24 protein-coding genes and 1 riboswitch are annotated in these 26,004 nt (G+C 34.6%); of the genes, 18 read left to right on the forward strand and 6 right to left on the reverse strand.

Annotated features, from left to right (window positions below):
- Positions 1 to 76: 76 nt before the first annotated feature.
- Positions 77 to 487 carry a sporulation protein gene (locus tag G8Y85_RS04530; RefSeq protein ID WP_107401164.1) on the forward strand — a complete coding sequence of 137 codons (411 nt, stop codon included), beginning with the start codon at positions 77 to 79 and terminating at the stop codon, positions 485 to 487.
- A gap of 153 nt (positions 488 to 640) precedes the next feature.
- Positions 641 to 1,903 carry a Y-family DNA polymerase gene (locus G8Y85_RS04535; RefSeq protein WP_165805495.1) on the forward strand — a complete coding sequence of 421 codons (1,263 nt, stop codon included), beginning with the start codon at positions 641 to 643 and terminating at the stop codon, positions 1,901 to 1,903.
- Between the two features lie 130 nt (positions 1,904 to 2,033).
- On the opposite strand, the gene G8Y85_RS04540 is transcribed toward G8Y85_RS04535, so the two are convergent.
- Positions 2,034 to 3,128 carry a prephenate dehydrogenase gene (locus tag G8Y85_RS04540; RefSeq protein ID WP_103346024.1) on the reverse strand — a complete coding sequence of 365 codons (1,095 nt, stop codon included), beginning with the start codon at positions 3,126 to 3,128 and terminating at the stop codon, positions 2,034 to 2,036.
- A gap of 139 nt (positions 3,129 to 3,267) precedes the next feature.
- On the opposite strand from G8Y85_RS04540, the gene G8Y85_RS04545 reads away from it, so the two are divergent.
- From G8Y85_RS04545 to G8Y85_RS04555, 3 genes are all read left to right on the forward strand, one after another.
- Positions 3,268 to 4,305 (forward strand): M42 family metallopeptidase, encoded by a 1,038-nt coding sequence (locus G8Y85_RS04545; RefSeq protein ID WP_103346023.1) that lies wholly within the window; start codon positions 3,268 to 3,270, stop codon positions 4,303 to 4,305.
- Between the two features lie 357 nt (positions 4,306 to 4,662).
- Positions 4,663 to 5,922 carry an aminoacyltransferase gene (locus tag G8Y85_RS04550; RefSeq protein WP_107368666.1) on the forward strand — a complete coding sequence of 420 codons (1,260 nt, stop codon included), beginning with the start codon at positions 4,663 to 4,665 and terminating at the stop codon, positions 5,920 to 5,922.
- 24 nt (positions 5,923 to 5,946) lie between these two features.
- Positions 5,947 to 7,206 (forward strand): aminoacyltransferase, encoded by a 1,260-nt coding sequence (locus G8Y85_RS04555; protein ID WP_060551012.1) that lies wholly within the window; start codon positions 5,947 to 5,949, stop codon positions 7,204 to 7,206.
- 412 nt (positions 7,207 to 7,618) lie between these two features.
- Here the strand turns inward: G8Y85_RS04555 and G8Y85_RS04560 are convergent, their stop codons facing one another.
- Entirely contained in the window at positions 7,619 to 7,942 is a 324-nt protein-coding gene (locus G8Y85_RS04560; RefSeq protein WP_037564429.1) for a hypothetical protein, read from the reverse strand.
- A 130-nt stretch (positions 7,943 to 8,072) separates the two neighbouring features.
- On the opposite strand from G8Y85_RS04560, the gene pepF reads away from it, so the two are divergent.
- Together pepF and G8Y85_RS04570 are read left to right on the forward strand one after the other, a co-directional pair.
- Positions 8,073 to 9,875 carry an oligoendopeptidase F gene (gene pepF, locus G8Y85_RS04565; RefSeq protein WP_085622347.1) on the forward strand — a complete coding sequence of 601 codons (1,803 nt, stop codon included), beginning with the start codon at positions 8,073 to 8,075 and terminating at the stop codon, positions 9,873 to 9,875.
- Between the two features lie 141 nt (positions 9,876 to 10,016).
- Complete coding sequence (locus G8Y85_RS04570) at positions 10,017 to 10,961, forward strand: hexose kinase (protein ID WP_165805496.1); 945 nt, start codon at positions 10,017 to 10,019, stop codon at positions 10,959 to 10,961.
- Between the two features lie 95 nt (positions 10,962 to 11,056).
- Here the strand turns inward: G8Y85_RS04570 and G8Y85_RS04575 are convergent, their stop codons facing one another.
- Positions 11,057 to 11,965: a CvfB family protein gene (locus G8Y85_RS04575; protein ID WP_107401167.1), complete on the reverse strand. Its 909-nt coding sequence runs from the start codon at positions 11,963 to 11,965 to the stop codon at positions 11,057 to 11,059.
- Between the two features lie 156 nt (positions 11,966 to 12,121).
- Here G8Y85_RS04575 and G8Y85_RS04580 point away from each other — a divergent pair, with 156 nt between their 5' ends.
- The 8 genes from G8Y85_RS04580 to lysA all read left to right on the forward strand — a co-directional run bounded on the left by G8Y85_RS04580 (position 12,122) and on the right by lysA (position 21,137).
- Positions 12,122 to 13,729: an ABC-F family ATP-binding cassette domain-containing protein gene (locus G8Y85_RS04580; RefSeq protein WP_060551017.1), complete on the forward strand. Its 1,608-nt coding sequence runs from the start codon at positions 12,122 to 12,124 to the stop codon at positions 13,727 to 13,729.
- Positions 13,730 to 13,878: 149 nt separating this feature from the next.
- Positions 13,879 to 14,056: riboswitch (Lysine riboswitch) on the forward strand.
- A gap of 115 nt (positions 14,057 to 14,171) precedes the next feature.
- Positions 14,172 to 15,155 carry an aspartate-semialdehyde dehydrogenase gene (locus G8Y85_RS04585; protein ID WP_060551019.1) on the forward strand — a complete coding sequence of 328 codons (984 nt, stop codon included), beginning with the start codon at positions 14,172 to 14,174 and terminating at the stop codon, positions 15,153 to 15,155.
- A gap of 23 nt (positions 15,156 to 15,178) precedes the next feature.
- Positions 15,179 to 16,057 (forward strand): 4-hydroxy-tetrahydrodipicolinate synthase, encoded by an 879-nt coding sequence (gene dapA / locus G8Y85_RS04590; RefSeq protein WP_060551021.1) that lies wholly within the window; start codon positions 15,179 to 15,181, stop codon positions 16,055 to 16,057.
- A complete protein-coding gene (dapB, locus tag G8Y85_RS04595; RefSeq protein WP_103346017.1) occupies positions 16,054 to 16,776 on the forward strand; it encodes a 4-hydroxy-tetrahydrodipicolinate reductase in 723 nt (240 codons plus the stop codon). The genes dapA and dapB overlap by 4 nt, the downstream gene beginning before the upstream one ends.
- A gap of 16 nt (positions 16,777 to 16,792) precedes the next feature.
- The gene (gene dapD / locus G8Y85_RS04600) at positions 16,793 to 17,512 is read left to right on the forward strand and encodes a 2,3,4,5-tetrahydropyridine-2,6-dicarboxylate N-acetyltransferase (protein WP_060551025.1); all 720 of its coding nucleotides are present in this window, start codon (positions 16,793 to 16,795) and stop codon (positions 17,510 to 17,512) included.
- A 138-nt stretch (positions 17,513 to 17,650) separates the two neighbouring features.
- On the forward strand, positions 17,651 to 18,799 hold the full coding sequence (locus G8Y85_RS04605) for a M20 metallopeptidase family protein (RefSeq protein ID WP_060551028.1): 1,149 nt from the start codon (positions 17,651 to 17,653) through the stop codon (positions 18,797 to 18,799).
- A 2-nt stretch (positions 18,800 to 18,801) separates the two neighbouring features.
- Entirely contained in the window at positions 18,802 to 19,875 is a 1,074-nt protein-coding gene (gene alr / locus G8Y85_RS04610) for an alanine racemase (protein ID WP_105988939.1), read from the forward strand.
- Positions 19,872 to 21,137: a diaminopimelate decarboxylase gene (gene lysA / locus G8Y85_RS04615; RefSeq protein ID WP_103346014.1), complete on the forward strand. Its 1,266-nt coding sequence runs from the start codon at positions 19,872 to 19,874 to the stop codon at positions 21,135 to 21,137. The genes alr and lysA overlap by 4 nt, the downstream gene beginning before the upstream one ends.
- A gap of 224 nt (positions 21,138 to 21,361) precedes the next feature.
- On the opposite strand, the gene cspA is transcribed toward lysA, so the two are convergent.
- On the reverse strand, positions 21,362 to 21,562 hold the full coding sequence (cspA, locus tag G8Y85_RS04620) for a cold shock protein CspA (RefSeq protein ID WP_001831260.1): 201 nt from the start codon (positions 21,560 to 21,562) through the stop codon (positions 21,362 to 21,364).
- Between the two features lie 178 nt (positions 21,563 to 21,740).
- A complete protein-coding gene (locus G8Y85_RS04625) occupies positions 21,741 to 22,049 on the reverse strand; it encodes a DUF1033 family protein (protein ID WP_037564408.1) in 309 nt (102 codons plus the stop codon).
- A gap of 390 nt (positions 22,050 to 22,439) precedes the next feature.
- Here G8Y85_RS04625 and G8Y85_RS04630 point away from each other — a divergent pair, with 390 nt between their 5' ends.
- Genes G8Y85_RS04630 through G8Y85_RS04640 form a run of 3 tightly spaced genes read left to right on the forward strand, consistent with a single transcriptional unit; the run spans position 22,440 to position 24,557 of the window.
- Positions 22,440 to 22,709: an acylphosphatase gene (locus G8Y85_RS04630; RefSeq protein WP_103346013.1), complete on the forward strand. Its 270-nt coding sequence runs from the start codon at positions 22,440 to 22,442 to the stop codon at positions 22,707 to 22,709.
- A 22-nt stretch (positions 22,710 to 22,731) separates the two neighbouring features.
- Positions 22,732 to 23,367, forward strand: coding sequence for a 5-bromo-4-chloroindolyl phosphate hydrolysis family protein (locus tag G8Y85_RS04635; protein WP_037564403.1), 636 nt, complete (start codon positions 22,732 to 22,734; stop codon positions 23,365 to 23,367).
- 11 nt (positions 23,368 to 23,378) lie between these two features.
- Positions 23,379 to 24,557 carry a toxic anion resistance protein gene (locus tag G8Y85_RS04640; protein WP_425338452.1) on the forward strand — a complete coding sequence of 393 codons (1,179 nt, stop codon included), beginning with the start codon at positions 23,379 to 23,381 and terminating at the stop codon, positions 24,555 to 24,557.
- A gap of 57 nt (positions 24,558 to 24,614) precedes the next feature.
- Here G8Y85_RS04640 and brnQ3 read toward each other — a convergent pair whose 3' ends face one another.
- Positions 24,615 to 25,961, reverse strand: a complete 1,347-nt coding sequence (brnQ3, locus tag G8Y85_RS04645; RefSeq protein ID WP_037564398.1) for a branched-chain amino acid-like transporter carrier protein BrnQ3 — start codon at positions 25,959 to 25,961, stop codon at positions 24,615 to 24,617.
- Positions 25,962 to 26,004 lie beyond the last annotated feature (43 nt).

Raw genomic sequence — 26,004 nt, forward strand, 5'->3', positions numbered from 1 at the left:
ATTTTAGGGTTTGATTTGCCAAATGAATTCCTTTATAGATATGATAGAGAAAACGTTTAAATCTCGGAGGTACAATATGGGTTTTGAAAACATTTTAACATCATTAGGAATTAACGGCATGCATGTGTATATTCGATTAGATCAGAATGAATATCGTGTGTCTGATGCTATCAGTGGATGTATTCATTTTAAAGCGGGAGACAGTGCTCAAACTGTGACACATACCGAAGTTAAACTCATTGAAAAATATGAAAACAATGATGAAACAAGTGAATTTTCACAGCTAGAAAATGAATTAGCTGCTTTTACACTTGAAGACAGTTTTACTGTTGATAAAGGTCATCCTTATAAAGCGACTTTCAATTTCAAACCAGAAAACCTCAATTTTCAATCTAAAGACAGTAAAGTTTATTTAAAGGCTCATGTTTATATTGATTTAGGTATAGACGAAGAAGTTGAAGAAATCATTCCATATGTAACGCATTAATATTTTTTGTTGAGACTAAAGCGCATACGTATCACGCTTTGGTCTCTTTTTTATGTTTTTTAACAAAGAAGCAACATGTTTCATCTTGAAAACAGAACGTATGTTCGTATATAATAAAACTATCCTTCAGTATGAAAAAAATGGGGTGGTTGGATGTATGATTATAATTTGTTAGAAAACCGAGATATTTTATGTATTGATCAAAAGAGTTTTTTTGCGAGTGTCTCATGTATTGAAAAAGGTTTAAATCCTTTAGACACCAAATTAGCTGTTGTTGCGGATACAAAACGTCAGGGGTCAGTTGTATTAGCAGCAACCCCAAAATTAAAAGCATTAGGGATAAAAACAGGGTCACGTTTATTTGAAATTCCGCACAGAAACGATATCTATATTATTAATCCGAGCATGCGAAAATATTTAGAAGTATCATTAAAAATTTCTCAAATTGCATTGCGGTATGTCCCAGCTGAAGATTTACACCAATATAGTATTGATGAATTTTTTATGGATGTTACTAAAAGTTATTATCGTTTTAGTACAACGCTTAAATCATTTTGCGAACGCTTAATTAAGGAAATTTTAGATGAAACACAAATTCAATGTGCGATTGGTATTGGCCCGAATATGTTGATGAGTAAAGTGGCATTGGATAATGAAGCAAAAAATAATGAGAACTACATTGCTGAATGGCGCTATGAAGATGTTCCGAGCAAACTGTGGAAAATTGAGCCTTTACGTGACTTTTGGGGGATTAGTAAACAAACAGAAAAAAAGTTAAATCAACGTGGGATTTTTAATATTGGGCAACTTGCACAATACCCATATCAATATTTAAAGCGTGATTTTGGCATTATAGGCGTAGACTTACATCTCCATGCAAATGGTATTGATCAAAGTCATATTAGTGATACGTATCAAGTGATTAATCCGTCTATATGTAAAAGTCAGATTTTAATGCGAGATTACACTTATGAAGAAACAAAAGTCGTGATGCAAGAGTTGATTGAAGATGTGGCCAGTCGTTTAAGATCGCGTAATCAATTTGCGAAGACGATTCATTTCTCATATGGCTATAGTGAAGGGGGTGGCATATCTAAGCAATACACATTACAAGATGCGACCAATTTAGATCGTGATATCATTCAAACGGTATTTCGATTAGCAGATGAGAAGTGTGACAAAACAGAATTATATCGCACACTGAGTGTGTCCTTGACACAATTTGTATCAGATACAGATCGACAGCTCAATTTATTTATAGATGAATATCTGCGACGTAGAGATGAAAAGTTAGCCAAAACCATTGATTATTTACATCAAAAATACGGACGAGGAAGTGTATCCAAGGCAGTGTCATTTACAGATGCAGGAACAAAACATAATCGACTTGGTCTAATGGCGGGTCATAAAATGTAGTTTGAAATGGTGCACAGCAAAATGATGTCAAAGGATTGCAATTATGTAGTAACCATATTTATATTATGTAAACCTTATAAGGTAAATTTAAAAAAGAAAACCGGGCAACTAGGGGGTGTTGCTCGGTTTTTTAATTTATATACGTGTCAAATTGATGGGAGAGGGCTTGTCTTCCTGCATCGCGATCAGAGGCTGATTTAAAGCTGATGCGTAAGGCACCATAAATATCTTCACGCACTTCTAAAATACGTAAGTTACTAATTGAAATACGACGCGTGCTTAAAATATCAAGTACTTGAGAAATCGTACCGGGTTTATCCGGGATGTCGACATATAAATCAAATGTACTATTCATCGCCCCTTTGTTACGCAATGGCAATTCATCGCGGTACATTTTGGCATGATTAAAAAATGCATACAATCCATTTGCATCTTGAGATTCAAGTAACGTAATGACATCATCGAATTGTGAACGTAATTGTTTCATAACAGTTAAAATATGTTGGGTATTTTCTAAAGAAATGTCACGCCACATTTCAGGATTACTACTAGCGATACGCGTAATATCACGAAATCCACCAGCTGCTAGATCTTTAACCCACTCAGAATCACGTGCATAAAGCGCATTTAAATGAACTAAACTTGATGCAACAAAGTGGGGAACATGACTCACAATACCTGTAATCTTATCATGTTCATCTGCAGTCATAGAGATGACCTTAGCGCGCGTATATTGAAGTAGAGATTGAATTTTCTCAGAGGCGTGATTATTTTCTGGCAAGTCATGAACAAGAACGTAATAGGCATTTTCAAATAAATGTTTTTTGGCGTTTAATACACCACTTTTATGACTCCCTGCCATAGGGTGTCCACCAATAAGATGTATATCATGTTTTAATAATGAACGCTCAAACGCTTGAATTGTAGATTTTGTACTACCAGTATCGGTAACTATAAGACCTGGGCGCGTTTCGTATTGAGACATTTCTTTAAGGTAAGCCGTCGTCGTTTGAACAGGTGTAGCAAAAATAACAATATCCGCTTGTGCTAATCCATGTGCATAATTTGTAGTAATTGTATCTACAATGCCCATTGACATCGCACGTTGTAACTGATGATGATTGGCATCATAAGCTGTGATGTGAATATCTTCATAAAAATATTTAAAATTACTGGCTAAACTCCCTCCAATTAAGCCTAAACCTACGAAAAAAATGTTAGTCATAGTGCACCGCCTATTGTAATAATATTCAGATATTTTAACATTTTAAAGCGTTTAATTGCAATAGAATACACGGTAATCTTGTGAAGAAATAAGAGAAGATAGGTATAATGAGGGAAAGATGAGTGAAGGGGAGAGAAACATGTATAATCAAGCATTAAATTATCTAAAAGATTTAACTGCGATACATAGCCCATCAGGTGATACAGCACTTGCAATTCAGTATGTGAAAACACAGCTCACTCAGATGGGCTATTCACCCGAAATGACACGAAAAGGTGGCTTATACGTAGAAGTAGAGGGGCAAAACAAGGCACAAAAACGTTGTATTACTGCTCATGTTGATACGTTAGGTGCAATGGTAAAAGAAATATTAGAGGACGGTCGCGTACGAATAGATTTAATTGGTGGCTTTAAATACAACGCTATTGAAGGAGAATATTGTACCATCCGGACTTCTGATGATAAGACGTATACGGGTACCATTCTCTTACATGAAACATCTCCGCACGTATATTTAAACAATCAGAAAATTGAACGTACACAAGAACATATGGAAGTACGCATTGACGCTAAAACAATGTCAAAACAAGAAACATTAGATCTTGGAATCAATGTAGGTGATTTTATCAGCTTTGACCCACGTACTGAAGTTACATCGACAGGCTTTATAAAATCACGACACTTAGATGATAAAGTCAGTGTTGCATTAATGCTAGCTTATTTAAAATCATTGCATATCGATAATATAGTATTACCGTATACAACCATTTTTTATTTTTCAAATAACGAAGAGATAGGGTATGGCGCAAACTCGAATATTGATACAGCAATTGAGGAATTTATTGCATTAGATATGGGGGCCATAGGAGATGGGCAAAATACTGATGAATATTCAGTCTCCATATGCGCAAAAGACGCCTCGGGTCCTTATCATAAGCAACTACGCCAACAACTGGTGAAATTATGTCAAAAAGAAAATATTCATTACAAAGTTGATATCTATCCATATTATGCATCTGACGCGACGGGGGCGTTACATGCAGGGGCAGATGTGAAACATGGTTTGTTTGGAGCAGGTATTGAATCATCACATGCAATGGAACGTACACATCAAACGTCTATAACAGCCACATATCAATTACTTAAAGCGTATTGTGAGTCCGACACAATGGTTTGATGGTGAAAGTGTTTTCATCCAGATGGCTGTAGATGAACGATAGAAATGCACTTTGAAGCACGACACATTTTGACAATAATGTATTAAAAAAAGTTTGTCTCTGACTATTCCAATATTGGCGTAATGTGGTTGAATACGTTAAAATAAAGTGAGACAAAAGTATCGATTATTACTAAAAGTAGTGATGAAATATCATCATGTATTCGAGCTATGAATTGGGTTTAAATGAAAAACGCGTTGCATCTTGGTCAAAACATCTTTCATCATATTGGATAAATGGAAACATCCATAGTATAAACATAAATGACCCTCTCCATTAATACTTACAAAATGTTTTAGAGAAATAGGAGTTATAAAATGAAATTTACAAATTTAACAACGGCTGAATTCGGTGCGTTTGCTGATTCAATGCCGTACAGCCATTTCACACAAATGGTAGGAAATTATGAATTGAAAGTGGCAGAAGGTGTTGAGACGCATCTTGTGGGAATAAAGGACAACCAAAATAATATCCTTGCAGCATGTTTATTAACTGCTACGCCTGTCATGAAGTTTTTTAAATATTTTTATAGTAATCGTGGTCCTATCATTGATTACGATAATAAAGAACTGGTTCATTTTTTCTTTAATGAACTCTCAAAATATGTAAAAAAATATAATGCGTTGTATTTACGTGTCGACCCTTATCTACCAATGTTGAAACGTAATCACGATGGAGAAGTCATTGAACGATTTAATAACGATTGGATTTTTGACAAAATGGCAGAATTGGGTTACGACCATGATGGCTTTACAGTTGGGTTTGACCCAATTAAACAAATACGTTTCCATTCGGTATTAGACTTAAAAGATAAAACGGCTAACGATGTCTTAAAAGATATGGATAGCTTAAGAAAACGTAACACTAAAAAAGTACAAAAAAACGGCGTGAAAGTGCGCTTTTTAAAAGAAGATGAACTTCATATTTTTAGAGGCTTTATGGAAGATACATCTGAAGCAAAAGATTTCTTAGATCGTGATGATGATTTCTACTATAATCGTTACAAACATTATAAAGAACGTGTACTTGTACCATTAGCTTATATTGATTTCAATGAATATATTGAAGAATTGAAAAATGAAGAGCGTGCACTTAATAAAGAAATAACAAAAGCTGAAAAAGACATTGAAAAGCGACCAGACAATAAAAAAGCGCTCAATAAAAAACAAAACCTTGAACAGCAACTCGAAGCGCAAAACGCTAAAATTGAAGAAGCTCAACGCCTTCAAGCTGAGCATGGCAATGAATTACCAATATCAGCAGCATATTATATTATTAATCCATTTGAAGTGGTTTATTATGCAGGAGGTACTGCGAATCAATTCCGTCATTTCGCAGGAAGTTATGCTATTCAATGGACGATGATTAATTACGCGATTGATCAAGGTATACCACGCTACAACTTCTATGGTGTGAGTGGCGATTTCTCAGAAGATGCCGAAGATGCAGGTGTAGTGAAATTTAAAAAAGGTTTTAACGCAGATGTGCTTGAATATGTTGGTGATTTTGTGAAACCAATCCACAAACCGGCGTATCAATTGTATACACAACTTAAGAAATTAAAAGATAGAAAGTAATGTAAAAGAAGGGGATTCATTGGTATGAAATTTACAGAACTCACAGTTGAAGAATATGACCAATTTGTACAAAATCCTGCTTTAGAAAGCCATTATTTCCAAGTTAAAGAAAATATTGGAACACGTGAAGCAGACGGGTTTCAAGTCGTTTTACTTGGAATTAAAGGTGAAAATAATCAAATTCTAGCAGCAAGTTTATTCTCAAAAATTCCTACAATGGGAAGTTATGTTTATTATTCTAATCGCGGTCCAGTTATGGACTATTCTGATTTAGGTTTAGTTGACTTTTACTTAAAAGAACTCGATGTTTATTTACAAAAAAACAAATGTTTATACGTCAAAATGGACCCATACTGGCTCTATCAAGTGTATGACAAAGATATCAAACCTATAACAGACAAGGATGCTAATGAAAAGCTAGTTCAACTATTTAAATCACATGGTTATGAACATCATGGATTTACGACAGCATATGATACATCAAGTCAAGTTCGTTGGATGGGTGTTTTGAATTTAAAAGGCCAATCACCTCAAACAATTAAAAAGCAATTTGATAGCCAACGGAAACGTAATGTAAATAAAGCAATCAATTACGGCATACGGGTCAAGTTTTTAAATGAAAATGAAGTGGATCAATTCCTAGAACTATATCGTGAAACTGAAGCACGTGCAGGATTCGTTTCAAAAACAGATGATTATTTCAAAAACTTTATTTCGAATTATGGTAGCAAAGCATTGATACCGCTCGCTTATATCGATTTAGATGAGTATATTACGTCGTTACAAGACAGCTTAAATGATAAAGAAACGCGTCGTGATCAAATGATGGCGAATGAAAATAAATCTGATAAACAATTGAAGAAAATTGCAGAATTAGATAAACAAATTGATCATGACAAAAATGAAATGTTAAAAGTGAGCGAATTACGTAAAACAGATGGTCAAATTTTAAATTTAGCGTCTGGTGTATATTTTGCAAACGGTTATGAAATTAACTATTTCTCAGGTGGCTCAAGTGAAAAATACAATCATTTTATGGGCCCATATGCTATGCACTGGTACATGATTAATTATTGTTTCGAGCATGGTTATGAGCGCTACAATTTCTACGGTTTATCTGGTGATTTTACTGAAAACAGTGAAGATTACGGTGTGTATCGATTTAAACGTGGGTTTAATGTTCAAATCGAAGAATTAATTGGAGACTTTTACAAACCTATTAATAAACCGAAATATTTCTTGTTTAATACGTTAAATAAAGTGCGTGCTAAAATTAAAAAATAAAAGTTAAAACACTCGTAATGATACAAGTTGCGAGTGTTTTCGTTTATAGTTTTTAGATGCCAGTGAAGTAAAAGGACATAATTTAACATATTTATGTTATGTAAACCCAAAAGGCTTTTAAGCCTATTTGAATTCCTTTGTAAGTATATGAAATTATCACAGTTAAAGTAAGAAGTTTGACATAATCAATGATGTGGATGGATAAAAAATGTGACTAATCCAAGTGACATACAAAGCTGTGCATTAGAAATTTATAAATACGAAAAAACATGTAAATGAACGTAGATATGATATAATGATTTTCGAACAGTTTTTAGTTTACATAATATATATTATAGGAAGTTAACTATAGCAAAGCATGGCACCTTCTTTCTATATACATTTAAACCCGTTAACAATATGCTAACGGGTTTTATGATCTATATTTTCGTTCTATGCGGGATAATTCTTTTTGATATTTTTTCTCTTGACGTTTCTTACGCCAATTACGTGTGAAATACCATAATATTAAACTTAATATAAGACTAAGTACAGATACGAATGCTGCAAAGCCTAATAAAGGTTCATACGTAATATGATAGAAATTTGGTAATATGAAAGCTAACACACCTAAAATAACAAAGCTTAAAATAGCAGTAAAAAACCATTTGTTTAACATTAACGTACAAAAGATTGTGAGTACAATCATTATAACTATTGAGATCCATAAATAATTAGGCATATCTAGTATTGTCATCGTGAACCCCCTTTATCATGTTGTCTTCATTATACATGACTTTAAAAGATATGTATGTACAATGAAATCGATTTCTTCTTTAAAAAATAATGTATAATAGATTTAACTATTTATAAAGGGAGGAACTTTTATGACGCAAAAACTAAAACAACGTAATGAAGTACCTGTATCAGAAACGTGGGATTTGAGAGATCTATTTGAAAATGATGCAGCATATGAAGATGCGATTATCGCTTTAGTTTCAAGGTCGGAAGCCTTTCACAAACAATATGCTACGGCTATTCGCGATGTATCTTCGATTGAGAGTGTATTGGATGCATTAAGTGAATTAACGATTGAAATTGATCGCGTTGCCAATTATTCCCATTTACAATTAAGTGTTGAGTCAACAGATCCTGAAAAACAACGGCTAAATGCGCTATTTAATCAAAACTACGGTAAAATAGCGAGTCAACTGACTTTTGTGGAATCTGAACTGCTGCAATTAGATACGAATGTGCTTCAGAATGCAATGCAAACATCAAAGTATGATTATTACTTAAAACGTTTGTTAAAACGACAACCACATCAGTTGCATCCGGAAGCAGAGAAAGTTTTAGCTGAAATGATTGCGGCATTAAATGTACCTTATGACTTATATGAAGTAACAAAAATGTTAGATATTGATTTTGGTCAATTTGAAGTTAACGGTAAACTTTATAATATGGATTACACAACGTTTGAAGGTATTTATGAAGATGATCCTGATACAGATTTAAGACGTCAAAGCTTTAAACATTTTAGTGATACACTACGTAAATATCAACATACGACTGCAGCGGTGTATCAAGCGCATGTACAAAATGAGAAATTAGAGGCAAATTTAAGAGGATATACGTCGGTAATCGATTTCTTATTAGAGGATCAAGATGTATCAGCAGATATGTATCATCGTCAAATTGATATCATTATGTCCGATTTAGCCCCTATTATGCGTAAATATGCGCGATTATTAAAAGAAGTGCATCAATTAGATACGATGAAATATGAAGATTTAAAAATTTCCATTGATCCTGATTATGAACCCAAAATTTCAATTCAAGATTCCGAGCAGTATATTTACAATGCGCTAAGTGTTTTAGGTGAAGATTATTTAAAAATGACTAAAAAAGCGTATAAAGAACGCTGGATTGATTTTCCTCAAAATAAAGGGAAAGAAACTGGTGCTTATTGCGCAAGTCCATACGCTTCTCATAGCTATATTTTCATATCATGGACTGGAAAAATGAATGAGGTTTTTGTTCTTGCCCATGAACTGGGTCATGCAGGTCATTTCAATTTAGCTCAAGCGCATCAAAACATTTTGCACTCAGAGTCTTCATTGTATTTTGTAGAAGCACCTTCTACTATGAATGAAATGTTGATGGCACAATATTTATTAGAGCAAAATAGTGATGACCCTCGCTTTAAACGATGGGTACTGAGTTCTTTAATATCTAGAACGTATTATCATAATATGGTTACGCACCTTCTTGAAGCCGCATTTCAACGAGAAGTTTATCGTTGTGTTGATAATGGTGAGCATTTAACGGCTGATAAACTTAATACGTTGAAACGTAATGTTATCGAAGCGTTTTGGGGTGATGAAGTAAACATATCATCAGGTGCAGAATTAACATGGATGCGTCAGCCGCACTATTATATGGGTTTATATCCTTATACATATTCTGCTGGCTTAACGATTGGAACATTAATGGCGCAACGTATTAAAGAGGAAGGTCAAGCCGCTGTAAAAGATTGGCTTGAAGTATTAAAGGCGGGCGGAAGTATGTCCCCTCTTGAGTTAACACAAATTGCAGGCTTGGATATGTCGACGGACAAACCTTTAAAAGATACAATACAATTTATTGGTTCTTTAGTAGATGAAATAGAAAACTTAACACATGAACTTTAGAAATAATCTAGGCGCTTATTCACTACATGGATAAGCGCTAATTTGTTTGACTTAAACATCCTTAAGTTATATATTTAACATATAAACAACATAAATAAACAAAATTGAACATATATTTCTCATATAGCAAGGATGATTTCAATGAAAAAAGTGTTAACCGTCACATTAAATGCGTCAATAGACATTAGTTATCATATGGATGAACTACGCCTCGACACAACAAATAGAGTGACACAAGTTTCAAAAACTGCTGGTGGTAAAGGGCTTAACGTTACGCGCGTAGGACATCAATTAGGATTAGACATAACAGCAAGTGGTATTGTGGGTGGCACGTCAGGCTTATTTATCAAACAACAATTGGATCGTTTACACATCCCCCATCAATTTTTGGATAGTGGTGTAGAATCGCGTTTTTGTATTGCTATGATAACACAAGATGCTCAAACCGAAGTTTTAGAAAGTGGTATTGCTTTAAATGAGACGGTTCAGGAACAATTTGTCACATTTTATGATACTTTGATAAAAGATTATGACATCATTGCTATTTCTGGCAGTATTCCTCCAGGATTATCTGTGACGATGTATCAAGATTTAATTGATATTGCGAAACGTCAAAATAAATTTGTTATTTTAGATGTGAATGGTGCAACGTTAGCAACAATTTTGAAGCAAGAGACTGTTTTTAAACCCGATTTGATTAAACCTAATGAAGAAGAAATTGCTGAACTTACGGGCAATCCGGGTCATTTGTCCATACAATCATTGCAAAATGCTTTAAATCAACCTATATTTAATCAATTGCCAAACGTCCTGGTTACACTTGGGAAAGATGGTGCATTATTGAAGCATCATTCTCAATTTTATCAAGTTAATATACCATCTATTAATGCTGTAAATGCTGTGGGTTCTGGAGATAGTTCTATTGCAGGATTTTGTTCTGGATTGGCGCAATCTGAAGATATTCACAATGCGACGAAGCGTGCTATGGCTGCGGGAATGGCAAATGCGATGCAACATGAGACTGGAAAAATTGATATGCATGATTTTGAAACACTATTGTCGCAAATAACTATACAGCCATTATAAAGTCTTTAATTTAATATTTATTTATAAAGAAAAACCTTCAAAGTTCAAATTGCTTTGAAGGTTTTAGTATATCTCAAATTTTTATGTTACAGACCTTAAGATTGACTGTCTTGAACGTGCGCCCGCCCTTTTTTTGTAAGCACGATTTTACCTGTCTCGATATTGATTAATCGTTTTTTATATAAGTGTCCGATTGCACGTTTAAATGCACCTTTACTCATTTGAAAAACTTCTTTAATGGCTTCAGGACTGGATTTATCCCAAAAAGGCAATTCACCTTCATACTCTACTAAAAGTTGAACGATTTTTTCACCATCGTCGTCTAGGCGTTCATGCGCTAATGGTAAAAATGATCCGTTTAACTCCCCTTTGTCATTAAATCCAATAATACGTACATCCATTGCTTGACCTAACCTTGGTTCTTCTTTTCTTTCAGATTCATGAACAAAAATTTTGTGTCCTTTTTCTGAAAGTAAAAAAGTACCGACTCTTAACAATCGATATGGTCGTGCAGTAATTGTTTGGTTTTGATACTGATCATCATGGATTGGGGTAAACATTTGTTGTACTGTCGTTTCTGAGGCTAAACGCGCAAACATTTGACGCTCACGATCGATACGTAATGTACAAAGTACTTCATCCCCTTTTTGTGGCCACAAAGATTTAATTTTTGGTAAATCTTCCCATGGAATAAGAACTTCACGTGGTAAACCAACGTCTACACGCGCACCGTCTCGATCCGTACTAATCACCTTTACAAAATCATAACGTCCCACTGTAATATCGGGCATATTTTGTGTAGCGAAAAGATCTCCTGATCTGTTTGGGAAAATAAAGAAACTATAGGATTCCCCTAATTCTAAGTCATCTTCATCATTGATTTCTGATGGATTTAACTTTACTTTTTCTTTGTTCGGACCTTCTAATATATATGTTGATCCTTCTAGCGCTTTTACTTCTAAAAAGTCTATAGTCCCAACGATTTCATTTTCTTTAAAAGACATAATTATCTCCTCGTAATTTTATTATTACCATTATATCATGAGTATTGCACAGAAGCATTAAGTGTTCATTTTTATAAACGATAAATCATGTCGAAACACTATTGAATATATGGTATAATGCACCCGTTAGTATTATTGTATAAAAGGAGAAAATGCATGTTACAAGTTACCGATGTTAGTTTACGTTTTGGTGATCGTAAATTATTCGAAGATGTAAATATAAAATTCACACCTGGGAACTGTTACGGTTTAATTGGTGCAAATGGTGCTGGGAAATCTACGTTTTTAAAAATTTTATCAGGAGAAATTGATTCACAAACAGGTCATGTGTCATTAGGTAAAGATGAGCGTTTAGCCGTGTTAAAACAAGATCATTTTGCATATGAAGATGAACGTGTATTAGATGTCGTCATTAAAGGTCATGAACGTTTATTTGAAGTGATGCAGGAAAAAGATGCGATTTACATGAAACCTGATTTTAGTGATGAAGATGGTATTCGTGCTGCAGAACTTGAAGGTGAATTTGCAGAAATGAATGGGTGGAATGCTGAATCAGATGCAGCTACCCTACTCTCTGGTTTAGGTATTGCCTCAGATTTACATGATAAAAAAATGGCTGAACTAGAAAATAATCAAAAAGTTAAAGTATTGCTTGCACAAAGTTTATTTGGTGAACCTGACGTACTCTTACTCGATGAGCCTACAAACGGACTTGATATTCAAGCGATTAGCTGGTTAGAAGACTTTTTAATTAATTTTGATAATACAGTTATTGTAGTATCTCACGACCGTCATTTCTTAAATAACGTTTGTACGCACATTGCTGATTTAGATTTTGGGAAAATTAAAATCTACGTAGGTAACTATGATTTCTGGTATCAATCTAGTCAATTAGCACAAAAAATGGCTCAAGAACAAAATAAGAAAAAAGAAGAAAAAATTAAAGAACTTCAAGACTTTATTGCACGCTTCTCTGCTAATGCTTCTAAATCTAAGCAAGCAACAAGTCGTAAAAAACAATTAGAAAAAATTGAATTAGATGATATCCAACCTTCATCACGTCGATATCCATTTGTAAAATTCACACCAGAGCGTGAGATTGGTAATGATTTGTTATTTGTACAGAACATTTCTAAAACTGTAGAAGGTGAAAAAGTATTAGATAACATTTCATTCACAATGAACCCTAATGATAAAGCGGTATTAATCGGACAAAGTGAAATTGCTAAAACAACACTTTTAAAAATATTAGCCGGTGAAATGGAACCAGATGAAGGTACGGTTAAATGGGGTGTAACAACATCTCAAAGTTATTTCCCTAAAGACAATTCGGAGTACTTCGATAACGTCAATATGGACTTAGTGGAATGGTTACGCCAATATGCGCCTGAAGATGAACAAACAGAAACATTTTTACGTGGTTTCTTAGGACGTATGTTATTTAGTGGTGAAGAAGTTAAGAAAAAGGCAAGCGTTTTATCGGGTGGAGAAAAAGTGCGTTGTATGTTGAGTAAAATGATGCTTTCAAGTGCGAATGTACTCTTGCTTGATGAACCAACCAACCACCTTGATTTAGAAAGTATTACATCAGTCAATGAAGGCTTAAAATCATTTAAAGGTTCTCTGATCTTCACATCACATGACTTTGAATTTATTAATACAATTGCCAATCGTGTAATTGATCTTGATGAAACGGGTAGTTTATCTAAAGAAATATCATATGAACGTTATTTAGAAGAAAAAGGACTATTAAAAAAGAAATAATGTGTGCAATGAAAAGCGTGGACGCGCATCTTTACGATGTTTCCGTCCACTCTTTTTTAACGTAAATTTTCAGTAAATTTTAAAAAATCGCCCTTTTCTGTTTACATGACAAGTAGTGCTATGTATAATGATAAACATAACAATTCAATCATTACTGATGAGGCGCATCAATCATGAGTAGATATATTAATCATTGCCTGCAAGCAAGATATATCCAAAGGGTGAGATGCCGAAATAAACAGGATTTGCAGAAACTGTTTGTTGGATTCTGTGGTTAAGAGCTAAGAGTCTGTCATTATTTACGGATAATGGAGTGCATCACTTGTATATTAATTTTAACAAGTTCGCACACCGAACTTGTTTTTTTTATTTATTGATGCCCCTTTCTTTAATTTAATGACATAAAGTAATGTCTAAATAAACATAATTGGAGTGAACAAACATGACAAAATTAGCAGTTGTAGGTGCAACAGGATTAGTAGGAACTAAAATTTTAGAAACAATTGAACGTAAGGGTATTCATTTTGATGAATTGGTATTATTTTCGTCTAAGCGTTCTGCAGGTCAAGAGGTAACGTTTAAAGGCCAAACCTACACTGTTCAAGAATTGACTGAGCCCGCAACAGACGGTCAATTTGATTATGTGTTAATGAGTGCTGGCGGTGGAACAAGTGAACAGTTCGCCCCACTTTTTGAACAACATGGTGCAATCGTCATTGATAACTCAAGTCAATGGCGTATGACAGATGACGTTGATTTAGTAGTACCTGAAGTTAATGCGCCTACGTTTCAACGTGGTATTATCGCTAATCCAAACTGTTCGACAATTCAATCTGTCGTACCTTTAAAGCCACTTCAAGATACATTTGGGCTTAAACGTGTCGCTTATACGACATATCAAGCTGTATCAGGATCTGGAATGCAAGGGAAAAAAGATTTAGAAGATGGTGCTCACGGAGCGCAGCCTAAAGCTTATCCTCACCCAATTTATAACAATGTTTTACCGCATATTGATGTCTTTTTAGACAATGACTACACAAAAGAAGAACAAAAAATGATAGATGAGACACGTAAGATTCTGAATTTACCAGATTTAAAAGTCACTGCAACATGTGTACGTGTTCCAGTTCAAGACAGCCATAGTGTGCACATTAATGTATCGCTTGAGAAACCGGCCTCAGTTGAATCCATACGTGCATTGTTTGAAAAAGATAACCGTGTAGTTTTAGTGGACGATCCAAAAAGCAATGCGTATCCTTTAGCCATTCATTCAACGGGTAAAGATGAGGTGTTTGTAGGACGTATTCGTCAAGATGACTCCTTAGAAAATACATTTCATATTTGGTGTACGTCTGACAACTTGCTTAAGGGTGCCGCATTAAATGCTGTACAGGTACTTGAACAAGTCTTAGCACTCAGAGCGTAAATTTATGAAGGGAGTCAGATATTATGACACATATTTTTGAAGGTACGGGTGTTGCACTTATCACCCCTTTTTCAAATAATCAAGTTGACTATCCAGCCATTCGTAAGCAAGTAAATTATTTAATAGACCAAGGCATTCAGTCTTTAGTGGTGAACGGAACAACAGCAGAAAATCCAACATTAACACAAGATGAAAAAGATAAAATTTTGAAAACGGTCATTGAAGAAAATGCCTCACGTGTGCCAATCATCGTAGGAACAGGAACGAATAATACAGCGTATTCAATTCAAGCCTCTTTACGAGCGAAAGCGCTCGGCGCAGATGCGATTATGTTAATTACGCCTTATTACCTTAAAACGAGTCAACGTGGCCTTATCGCTCATTTTGAAGCGATAGCCAATGCGGTTGAATTACCTGTTGTACTTTACAACGTTCCATCACGTACCAATTCTACAATTGAAGTTGACACACTCGTGCATTTAAGTAAAAACCCATATATTGTCGCATTAAAAGATGCCACAAATGATTTTGATTATTTTAAAGCAATTCAACAACACATCGATACAGACCAATTTGCACTGTATAGTGGTAATGATGATAATATCGTTGATTATTATAATCAAGGTGGGCATGGTGTGATATCAGTAGTTGCAAATGTGATTCCGAGAGCGTTTCAAGAAATTTATAGTCACTCTGAATCACGTGCACAATTATTTGAACCGATTTCACAGTTGCTAGAAGCAATGTCTATTGATGTTAACCCGGTCCCTATTAAATATTTAGCAGCGCTTGAAGGTTTTGGTCAATATGAAGTGCGTCTCCCTCTGGTCCCTTTAAATGAAGAAGAACAAGCGCAATTAAAAGCTGTTTATCAACAATTTAAGGAAGGTGTCGAAGCTTGAATATCGTATTAATAGGCTATGGTGCAATGAACCAACGTGTTGCACGATTAGCAGAAGAACAAGGTCATCACATTGTAGGTGTGATTGTAAATGATCAAAAACGCCCAATCCCCTACCCTTTATTTACAAAACTAAGTGACATTGAATCTGCAGATGTCGCTATCGATTTTTCACATCCTGACTTATTACTTCCATTATTAGAAGATTCATTTCACCTTCCATTAGTGGTTGCCACGACAGGTGAAAAGGAAAAAATAACATCAAAATTAAAAGATTTAAGCCAACACATGCCAATCTTTTTTAGCGCTAATATGAGTTATGGTGTGCATGTACTCACAAAACTATTGGAAGTGGCTGTACCACTGCTCAATGATTATGACATTGAGCTCACCGAAGCACATCATAACAAAAAAGTCGATGCGCCTAGTGGAACGCTAGTGAAGCTATATGATGTGATTAAAGATTTACGAGAACAAAGTTATCCGGTATATGATAGGCATGAAAAATCAAAGCCACGTGAGGCCGATGAAATTGGTGTTCATGCAATACGCGGTGGCACGATTGTTGGTGAACATGACGTTCTTTTTGCGGGTGTTGATGAAACCATTACATTAACACACCGAGCGCAATCTAAAGACATTTTTGCAAATGGTGCGTTAAATGCAGCGTCAAAATTAATTCATAAACAAAATGGGTATTATACATTTGATGATTTATAAGAGGAGGACGTGAACTATGGTACAAAATTTTACAGCTGAGGAAATTATTAACTACATTAGCGATGCAAAAAAATCTACACCCATAAAAGTGTATATTAATGGTGAATTTAGCGAAGTTCATTTTCCAGATACTTTTAATGTTTTTGGTGGAGAAAATTCAAAAATTATCTTTTGTGAAGCGGATGATTGGAAAACATTTTATGAAGAAAATCATATGTTGATTGAAGATCTAGAAATTGAAATGGATCGTAGAAATTCAGCAATTCCATTAAAAGATTTAACCAATACAAATGCGCGTATAGAACCAGGTGCATTTATAAGAGAACATGCGGTTATTGGCGACGGCGCTGTGGTAATGATGGGCGCTACAATCAATATAGGAGCAGTTGTCGGTGAAGGCACAATGATTGACATGAATGCGACATTGGGTGGCCGCGCAACTACTGGCAAAAATGTTCATGTAGGTGCAGGTGCAGTTTTAGCGGGTGTCATTGAACCACCAAGTGCTGCACCTGTCGTCATTGAAGATAACGTCCTTATCGGCGCCAATGCGGTAATTTTAGAAGGTGTACGTGTCGGCGAAGGTGCTATTGTTGCAGCAGGCGCCATTGTGACGCAAGATGTACCAGCAGGCGCTGTTGTAGCTGGAACGCCTGCCAAAGTGATAAAACAAACGCATGAAGTCGAAGATACGAAACGTGAAATTGTCTCTGCATTACGAAAATTAAATGATTAACGACTAAGCTATGTTGTCAGGTTTTATTAAAGTGTGACATTGATATAGTACGTTATAAAAGAACATGATATAAAGTTGAAAGGGTGAAGGGTGTTAAAATGCCACTCCCCTTTTTATACATAAGCTGAGGTGAATGAAATGGATGAACTTCAATTTGTAACGACGCATCGTCGATATTTACATCAACATCCAGAATTAAGTTTAGAGGAGTATGAAACTACAAATTATATAGAAACTTTTTTAAAGCAACTTGATATCCCCTATCAACGTCCTCTCGAAACGGGTATTATTGGTTACCTTGAAGGGAATAGTCATCATACATTGGCATTTCGTGCAGATATAGATGCGCTCCCTATTCATGAACAAAATAATGTGGATTATCGAAGCCAATTTGACAATAAAATGCATGCGTGTGGACATGACGGTCATACAACGGCGCTCATGTTGTTTGTAAAACGTTGTAAAGCACTTTATGATGCAAAAAAGTTACCACATAATGTAGTATTCATCTTTCAACCCGCTGAGGAATCAGGTGGTGGTGCCAATCTTTTGATTAAATCGAATGCCCTAGCACAATATCAAATTAATGCTATTTATGGTGTGCATATCATGCCTTTTGTTGATGAGGGTGCGGTTGCGATTCGAAATGATGAAATTACAGCAAGTGCAACAGAATATCGCTTTTACTTGGAAGGACAATCGAGTCATGTCGCTAATAAAGAACAAGGTCGATCAGCAGGAGAAGCATTACATCATGTGATAACGCAACTGGCTCAAATTCAACAATATCACCTTAATGGACTTCAACGTAATATTGTCCACATTGGTCATTTTAAAGCAGGAGAAGCAATAAATACTGTGCCTTCTCAAGGTTATTTAGAAGGTACCATTCGTACGTACAGTATGGAAGATCTAGCAATAATTAAAAATCAAATGCAAAAAATTGCTGAAAGTGCGCATCACCTATTTCAAGTGAAGTGTGACGTGACGTTTGCTGAAGGATATCCACCAACAATGAATGACCCTAGTTTAAAAAAATATGTCGTCGACAGTATCGAATATAATGGAAATACTGTTATCGAAAATGAAACACCCTACTTATTTGGGGAAGACTTCAGTTTTTATGGTCAAGTAGCACCAAGTTATTTTGTATTTGTTGGTACTAAAAATGAGTTGAAACAATTTGTTAGTGGGTTACATACCCCTCACTTAAACTTTGACGAGCATATTTTAATTCGCATTGCAGATTATTATGAACGTCTGTTATTTAATTATAATGAGGTGTAAGCATGACGGCATTATGGCAATTGAACACACAACTTTTTCGAGAAAATATTCGACGTGTGAAACAGCATTATCCCATTATGGCTGTAGTAAAAAACAATGCATATAACTATGGATTGGCATTTGCAATTAAAACGTTTATGGAAGAAGGTATTGACACATTTAGTACGACTTCTTTATCAGAAGCAATTCAAATCAGGCAGCTTGCACCTCGTGCCACAATATTTTTAATGAACCCGAGCCGAGAATTTGATGTACTACGCGAGAATGATATTCATGTTACATTGCCCTCTAAATCTTTTTATGATACGCATAAGCATGATTTGGTTGACATCCATGTACATATAGAATACGAAAATCTGTTACATCGTTCAGGCTTTCAAAACATTGATGACATTCGTGACGTTTTAGAAGATCATGCTCAAAATCAGAGTGATAAGATGATAGTCACTGGATTATGGACACACTTTGGTTATGCGGACGAGTTTGATGTAGAAGACTATCATATTGAAAAACACAAATGGCGCGCGCTTGTGGATGAACTTCATCAAGATGGCTATCAATTTGAATTAATTCATGCGCAAAACAGTGCAAGTTATTTTAGAGAAAATGGAATCTTCTCGAGGCATTCACATGTGCGTGTTGGAATCGCGTTATATGGTTCGCGTCCGTTTGCTAGTGTACCACGCCATACCATTAAACAAGCACTGACATTAAAAGCAAATGTTATTCAGGTGAGAACCGTTCATGAAGGAGAACATTGTGGCTATAGTTTTGCTTATACAGCCCAGAATGATCATACAAAATTGGCGGTCGTTGACATTGGCTATGGAGATGGGATTTTGAGAACACGGGCACAACATGATGTGTTAATCAACGACAAACGCTATCCTATTCGAGCATTAATGATGAGTCATATGTTTGTAGAAGTCGACGCAAATGTTAAAGCTGGAGATGAGGTTATCATCTATAATGACATATTACGCATCGATGATTATACATTTAAAGGTGTCGGAGCAAATTCTGAACAGTTAAGTGCTTTAAATTTAAATTCATTAATAAAGGAGTATCAATCATGACAGTCTCATACAATCAAAATGGTGTATTAACTTTAGGAAATACGAATTTAAAAACACTCGCACAAAGTTTCGGAACCCCTACCATTGTCTATGATGAAATGTACATACGGCAACAAATGAGACGTTATCATCAAGCGTTTCAAAAAATGGATGTTAATTATGTGTTGTCATATGCGTCGAAGGCATTTACGTGTATCCAAATGGTCAAGTTAGCAGATGAAGAGAACTTTGATTTAGATGTTGTGTCTATTGGTGAATTATATACAGCGATAGAAGCTGGGTTCGATCCTAAACGCATACATTTTCATGGTAACAATAAAACAAAGGACGAGATTCAATATGCTTTAAAGTGTGGGATTGGTTATTTTGTAGTAGATGCTCTTGATGAAATCGCACTCATTGACCAATACGCAACTGAGTCCATTGATGTTTTAATACGAGTCAATCCTGGTGTTGAAGCGCATACTCACGAATTTATACAAACGGGTCAAGAGAAAAGTAAATTTGGTTTATCTATCAAACATGGTTTAGCTCAGAAAGGTGTAGAGATGGTTCGTAATAGTGAACATCTTCACTTAAAGGGGATTCATTTTCACATAGGTTCACAAATTGAGGAAACAACAGGAATGAAAGAAACAGCTAAAATCGTTTTGAAGTGGCTTAAAACATCAAATATCAATATTGAAATGCTTAATATCGGTGGCGGTTTCGCTGTAAAGTATGTGGATGGAGATTCTTCATTTAACATTGAAGAAGGTATTCCGGAAATTGTGGAGAATATAAAATTCACTTGTCATGATTTGGACTATCCACTCCCTACATTGAGTATTGAACCAGGTCGCTCTATTGTCGCAGAAGCGGGTGTGACATTATATGAAGTCGGTTCAATTAAAGAGATACCCAATGTTAATAAATATGTATCAGTAGATGGTGGTATGAGTGACCATATTCGCACTGCACTTTATGATGCGAAATATGATGTTAAACTTGTGAATCGCAATGAACCAAGTGAGGATACAGTAACGATTGCGGGTAAATTGTGTGAATCTGGCGATATATTAATTCATGAGGCTAAATTACCTAGCAGTGTACAACGCGGAGATTATCTAGCAGTATTATCCACAGGAGCATATCATTACAGTATGGCATCGAATTATAACCAAATACAAAAGCCAGCAGTATTTTTCATATCAGATGGTAAAGCGAGAGAAGTTATAAAAAGGCAGTCATTACGTCAACTCATCATCAATGACGTTAAATAAATGATACGTTTGATTAATTAATGAGACTGTTATATTGGGGGACTACAAATGATAGTTCCCCTTTTGTATTATCAAAATGTTTCATCTATGTATAAGTGTAACCTACCTTCTCAAGAGAGTGTTAAGTGAAGTTTTGAGATGATTATGGAGAAGCACTTATACAAAATAAAAAAACAGTGAAGCATTCCTCACTGTTTTGTATTAGTCAATATTGCATCTATTTATTATAGTTTAACAACGTTTGCAGCTTGTGGACCGCGGTCGCCTTCAACTACTTCAAATTCAACTGATTGACCTTCTTCTAATGATTTGTAACCTTCTTGGTTAATAGCTGAGAAGTGTACGAATACGTCGTTTTCACCTTCAACTTCGATAAAACCAAAACCTTTTTCAGCGTTAAACCATTTTACTGTACCTTGTTTCATAATCTGTGAAACCTCCAAGACTAAAATTCAATATGCGTTATTCGCATATTACAAAAAATACTATTTCGACAATATAAAGCATTAAAATATTCTTTGCAATATGGAATAATGCCATTGCTTAAAAACTATTATACGTGAACACTACTGTATTTGCAATATCGAAATGAAAATTTTTAAATTAGTCAATTAAAGGTAGATTATAATAAATTTTTTCATTGTTTAATATGATAAAGCTATCAAATATTTGAAGATCTTCATCGCAATGTTCACAATAATTCATATCGCAATTATTATAAAAAGCATACATGTGGTGTTTACCTACGATACAATTATCATAAGATGCTTGTGCTTCTTTAATTAAATGTGTGTATGTATTGATAAACGATGCATAAGTTTCAAAGTAGTAAGTTTCGATAGAATAGTCTCTCCAATCGTCAAAAAGCCACCACCCTTCATAATCGGTGCGTATTTTTACAACTTCCCACATTGACTTAGCCCCCTATTCTTACAAATCGTAATATCTATCAAAATAAGTGTTTTTGCATTGAATTGCAAGTAATAATAGAGTAATGCAACTCATAGTATATATGTAAGCGTTCAAACAATCTAACATTAAAGAACGTGTCATAATAATCATAAGCTGATGATTGATACGCATTCAATGTTAATGATGATAGAACCTATATACAGATTAAACGAAGTGACGATGTTATTGCACAAAAAATGCTTCATTGCATGTACAGTACTCCCCTAGTTTAACATTCTTATAATGTTAAAAGCTCATCATTTCATGTGACGCAATTATATAGCATTTCGTTGGCAAATTATTAGTCTTTATAATCTAAAATCCGTATAATTAACATAAGAGGTGGTAGTTATGAAACATAATTTCATACGCGTTTATGGACGTGTTCAAGGTGTGGGCTTTCGTTATTTTACACAAAGGCTTGCATTGAAATATGACATTGTAGGTTATGTTAAAAATGTGCAAGATTTTGTTGAAGTAGACGCACAAGGATCTGAAGAAAACTTAAAGACATTTACTGAAGCCGTAATTAAAGGTGCCTCACCTGCTTCTGATGTGAGCGATTATACAATTGAATCAAAAGATATAGATACGACGTTAACTGATTTTAAAACAGAATGATGATATATGAAGGAAGATGACTATGAGATATCAAATTTCAAGGCTTTTTGGAGGACTTGTAGGAATTCCAGTAGCAATTGGTGCATTTATAACAAGTATTTTCACACTAGATATTATGTTAATATATGATATTTTAATTGGTTCTGCTGGATTTATATTAGGGTACATTCCTACTCAAAGATTAACATCAAGAAGTTACTTGAAGGAATTAAATCTATCGCGTAAAGACTATCGTTATATTACGCATCAAATTCATACGGCTCAAAATAAAATCAAACGTATTTTTAAAACGTTTATCAATGTGCGGTCCATAAATGATTTTAAACTAGTGAATGATATTTACCGTATTTCTAGAACGGTAAATACGACCGTTCGTCAAAGACCGGATCTATTCTATAACATTGAAAGTTTTTATTATACACATATTGATAATGCATTAAATTTAATAGAAAGCTATACACGACTTGCAAAAATGCCTGCTAAGTCAGCTGAAGAACGTCAAATGCTGCAACAAACTCGAATAACACTTGAAGAAGTCAGACGCACTTTAGTCGCTGATTTAAAAGAAGTTAATGCACAGGACTATAATCAATTAGATACTGAAATGAGACTTAATAAAATGTATCAAAAACGAAAAGAAATGGAGCATGAAAAATGAGAGATAATGATATGTCAAAAGTTGATCAAGGTCATCCATTAGATCACTATTTTAGTTCATTTGATAATAATGATCAAAAAAAGACCCCATCAGACCAAATGCATTTAGAAGAGACCAATGAAAAACAACCGCAATTTTCTAAGCAAGATCAAGAAAAAATTAAAAGTCTATCACAACAAATTAAGCCTTTAGACCATGACAGTTTGTTACACTTTGGCTCAAATGCGCAATCTCATTTATCTCAATTTTCACATCAAATGTTAAGTGAAATTCAGTCCAAAGACGTTGGTCCAATTGGTGATACTTTAGAAAGCTTAATGAAAAAATTAAAAGAAGTAAATCCTGAAGAATTATCACAAAAAAATGATGGTATGTTAAAGAAATGGTTTAAGCGTTCAAAAAATTCAATGCAACAGCTTTTTTCTCGCATGCAATCGGTGAGTGCTCAAGTTGATCGTATTTCGGTAGAACTTGATAAAAATAAATCATTACTTGTTAAAGATATCAAACTATTAGATCAACTTTATACTCAAAATAAAGATTATTATGATGTTTTAAATTTATATATTGCAGCAGCTGAAGAGAAAAAGCATGAAATTGTTACCCATGTGTTACCTGAAATGCGTACGAAGGTACAACAAAGTGATAACCAAATGGCTGTACAAGATGTTGCAGATATGGAACAGTTTGTAGATCGCTTAGAAAAGCGTATGTATGATTTACAATTGTCGCGTCAAATTACGTTACAATCTGCACCACAAATTCGAATGATTCAAAATATTAATCAAGCATTGGCTGAAAAAATACAAAGTTCTATTTTAACAAGTATCCCATTATGGAAAAATCAAATGGCCATTGCCCTTACGTTACAACGTCAAAATAAAGCAGCAGTTGCTCAAAAACAAGTGACGGATACAACGAATGAAATACTCCTTAGAAATTCTGAAATGTTAAAACAAAATGCACGTATTACAGCTGAAGAAAATGAACGTGGTATTGTTGATATTGAAACGTTAAAAACAACACAAGATAACATTATACAAACGATTGAAGAAACGCTTCAAATTCAAGCTGAAGGTAGACAAAAACGTATGCAAGCTGAAAAAGATTTACAACAATTAGAGGCTAATTTACGTCAACGATTAGGTGACGCTGAAAAGCACCGTAATCAAACAAAATTATATCAATAGTTATAAGAAAACGCCCACAATCATGCATATGCGTGATTGTGGGCGTTGTATGTTGATTTATTCTTTTTCGTATACGATAATATTAGACTTTTTGACGAATGCACCAATGACGTATGCAATAATGAGTGTCACAACCATAATTGGGAACCACTCTAAAGCGAATTGATGTAAAGGCAATTTACTTATAAAGCTAAAGTTTGCCCATCCATTTGCATGTATTACGCTAAGGATAGATTCTAAAGTGATCACAGCAACGGTAATCTGTTGCGTAATGCGACGTGTTGGTATAAAACGTGCGATTAAAATGAGTAAAACAGTTGTAATCGCGATTGGATAAATGATGGATAAAACTGGTACAGATAGTTTGATCACAGCATTTAATCCTAAATTTGATAAGAATAAACTGATAAAAGTAAAAAAGATAACAAAAATTTTGTATGATACTTTAGGAAATAATCCATGGAAGTATTCACTAACTGCTACGACTAAACCACACGCAGTTGTTAAACAAGCTAAAGCGACAATGATTCCAAGAAGGTATTTACCAAATGCACCATAGCCTGTATTTGCCATTGTGACTAGTAAATGGGCACCAATATTACGATCTTGAGCCACAAGCTGTTGCATTGTAGTTTCAGATAATACGATATGATTTCCGATAAATCCTAATGAAATATAAATAACAGCCAGTGCAAATGCTGCAATTAAACCTGCTAAAGCTGTTTGTTTAAAAATTTGATTCGCATGTTTAACCCCTGTCGCTTTAATTGCGTTGATAACAATCATGGAAAAGGCAATAGCTGCAATGGCGTCCATTGTTAAATAACCATCAGTAAAACCTTTAGAAAAACCGGCTAAATTAGAGGTATACACTTCAGGGTCTGCCTGGTTATTCGGTTTACCACCAAAATCGATGAACCCTTTAACAATCATTGCAACAATCGTAATAAGTAGTAAAGGTGTTAAAATGGCACCAATACGATCTACGATTTTTCCAGGATTCAAACATAAATATAATACAATCGCAAAATAGATGATTGTAAAAATTAATAACGCGATCGGATTACTTGTTCCGATAATTGGCGTGATTGTCATTTCGAAAGACGTCGATGCTGTACGTGGTATCGCAAATAACGGTCCAATTGTTAAATAAATCGCAACTAAAAATATAATTGAAAATCCTGGATGGATTTTATTAATAGCCCCAACATAACCTTGTTTATCAAGTGCGCCTACCACTATCCCCAATAATGGAAGACCAATACCTGTTAAAACAAAGGCTAAAATAGATGGCCAAAAATATTGGCCACTAGAAAGGCCTAAAGATGGTGGGAAAATCAAGTTACCTGCGCCGAAAAATATCGCAAATAACATAAACCCAATAACAAGTGTATTTTTGTTCATATTGCTACTCCTTCAATCAACTTTTAAAATTTATGTCTCATTC

The sequence above is a fragment of the Staphylococcus sp. 11007852 genome, assembly GCF_011394325.1.
GTDB lineage: Bacteria > Bacillota > Bacilli > Staphylococcales > Staphylococcaceae > Staphylococcus > Staphylococcus agnetis.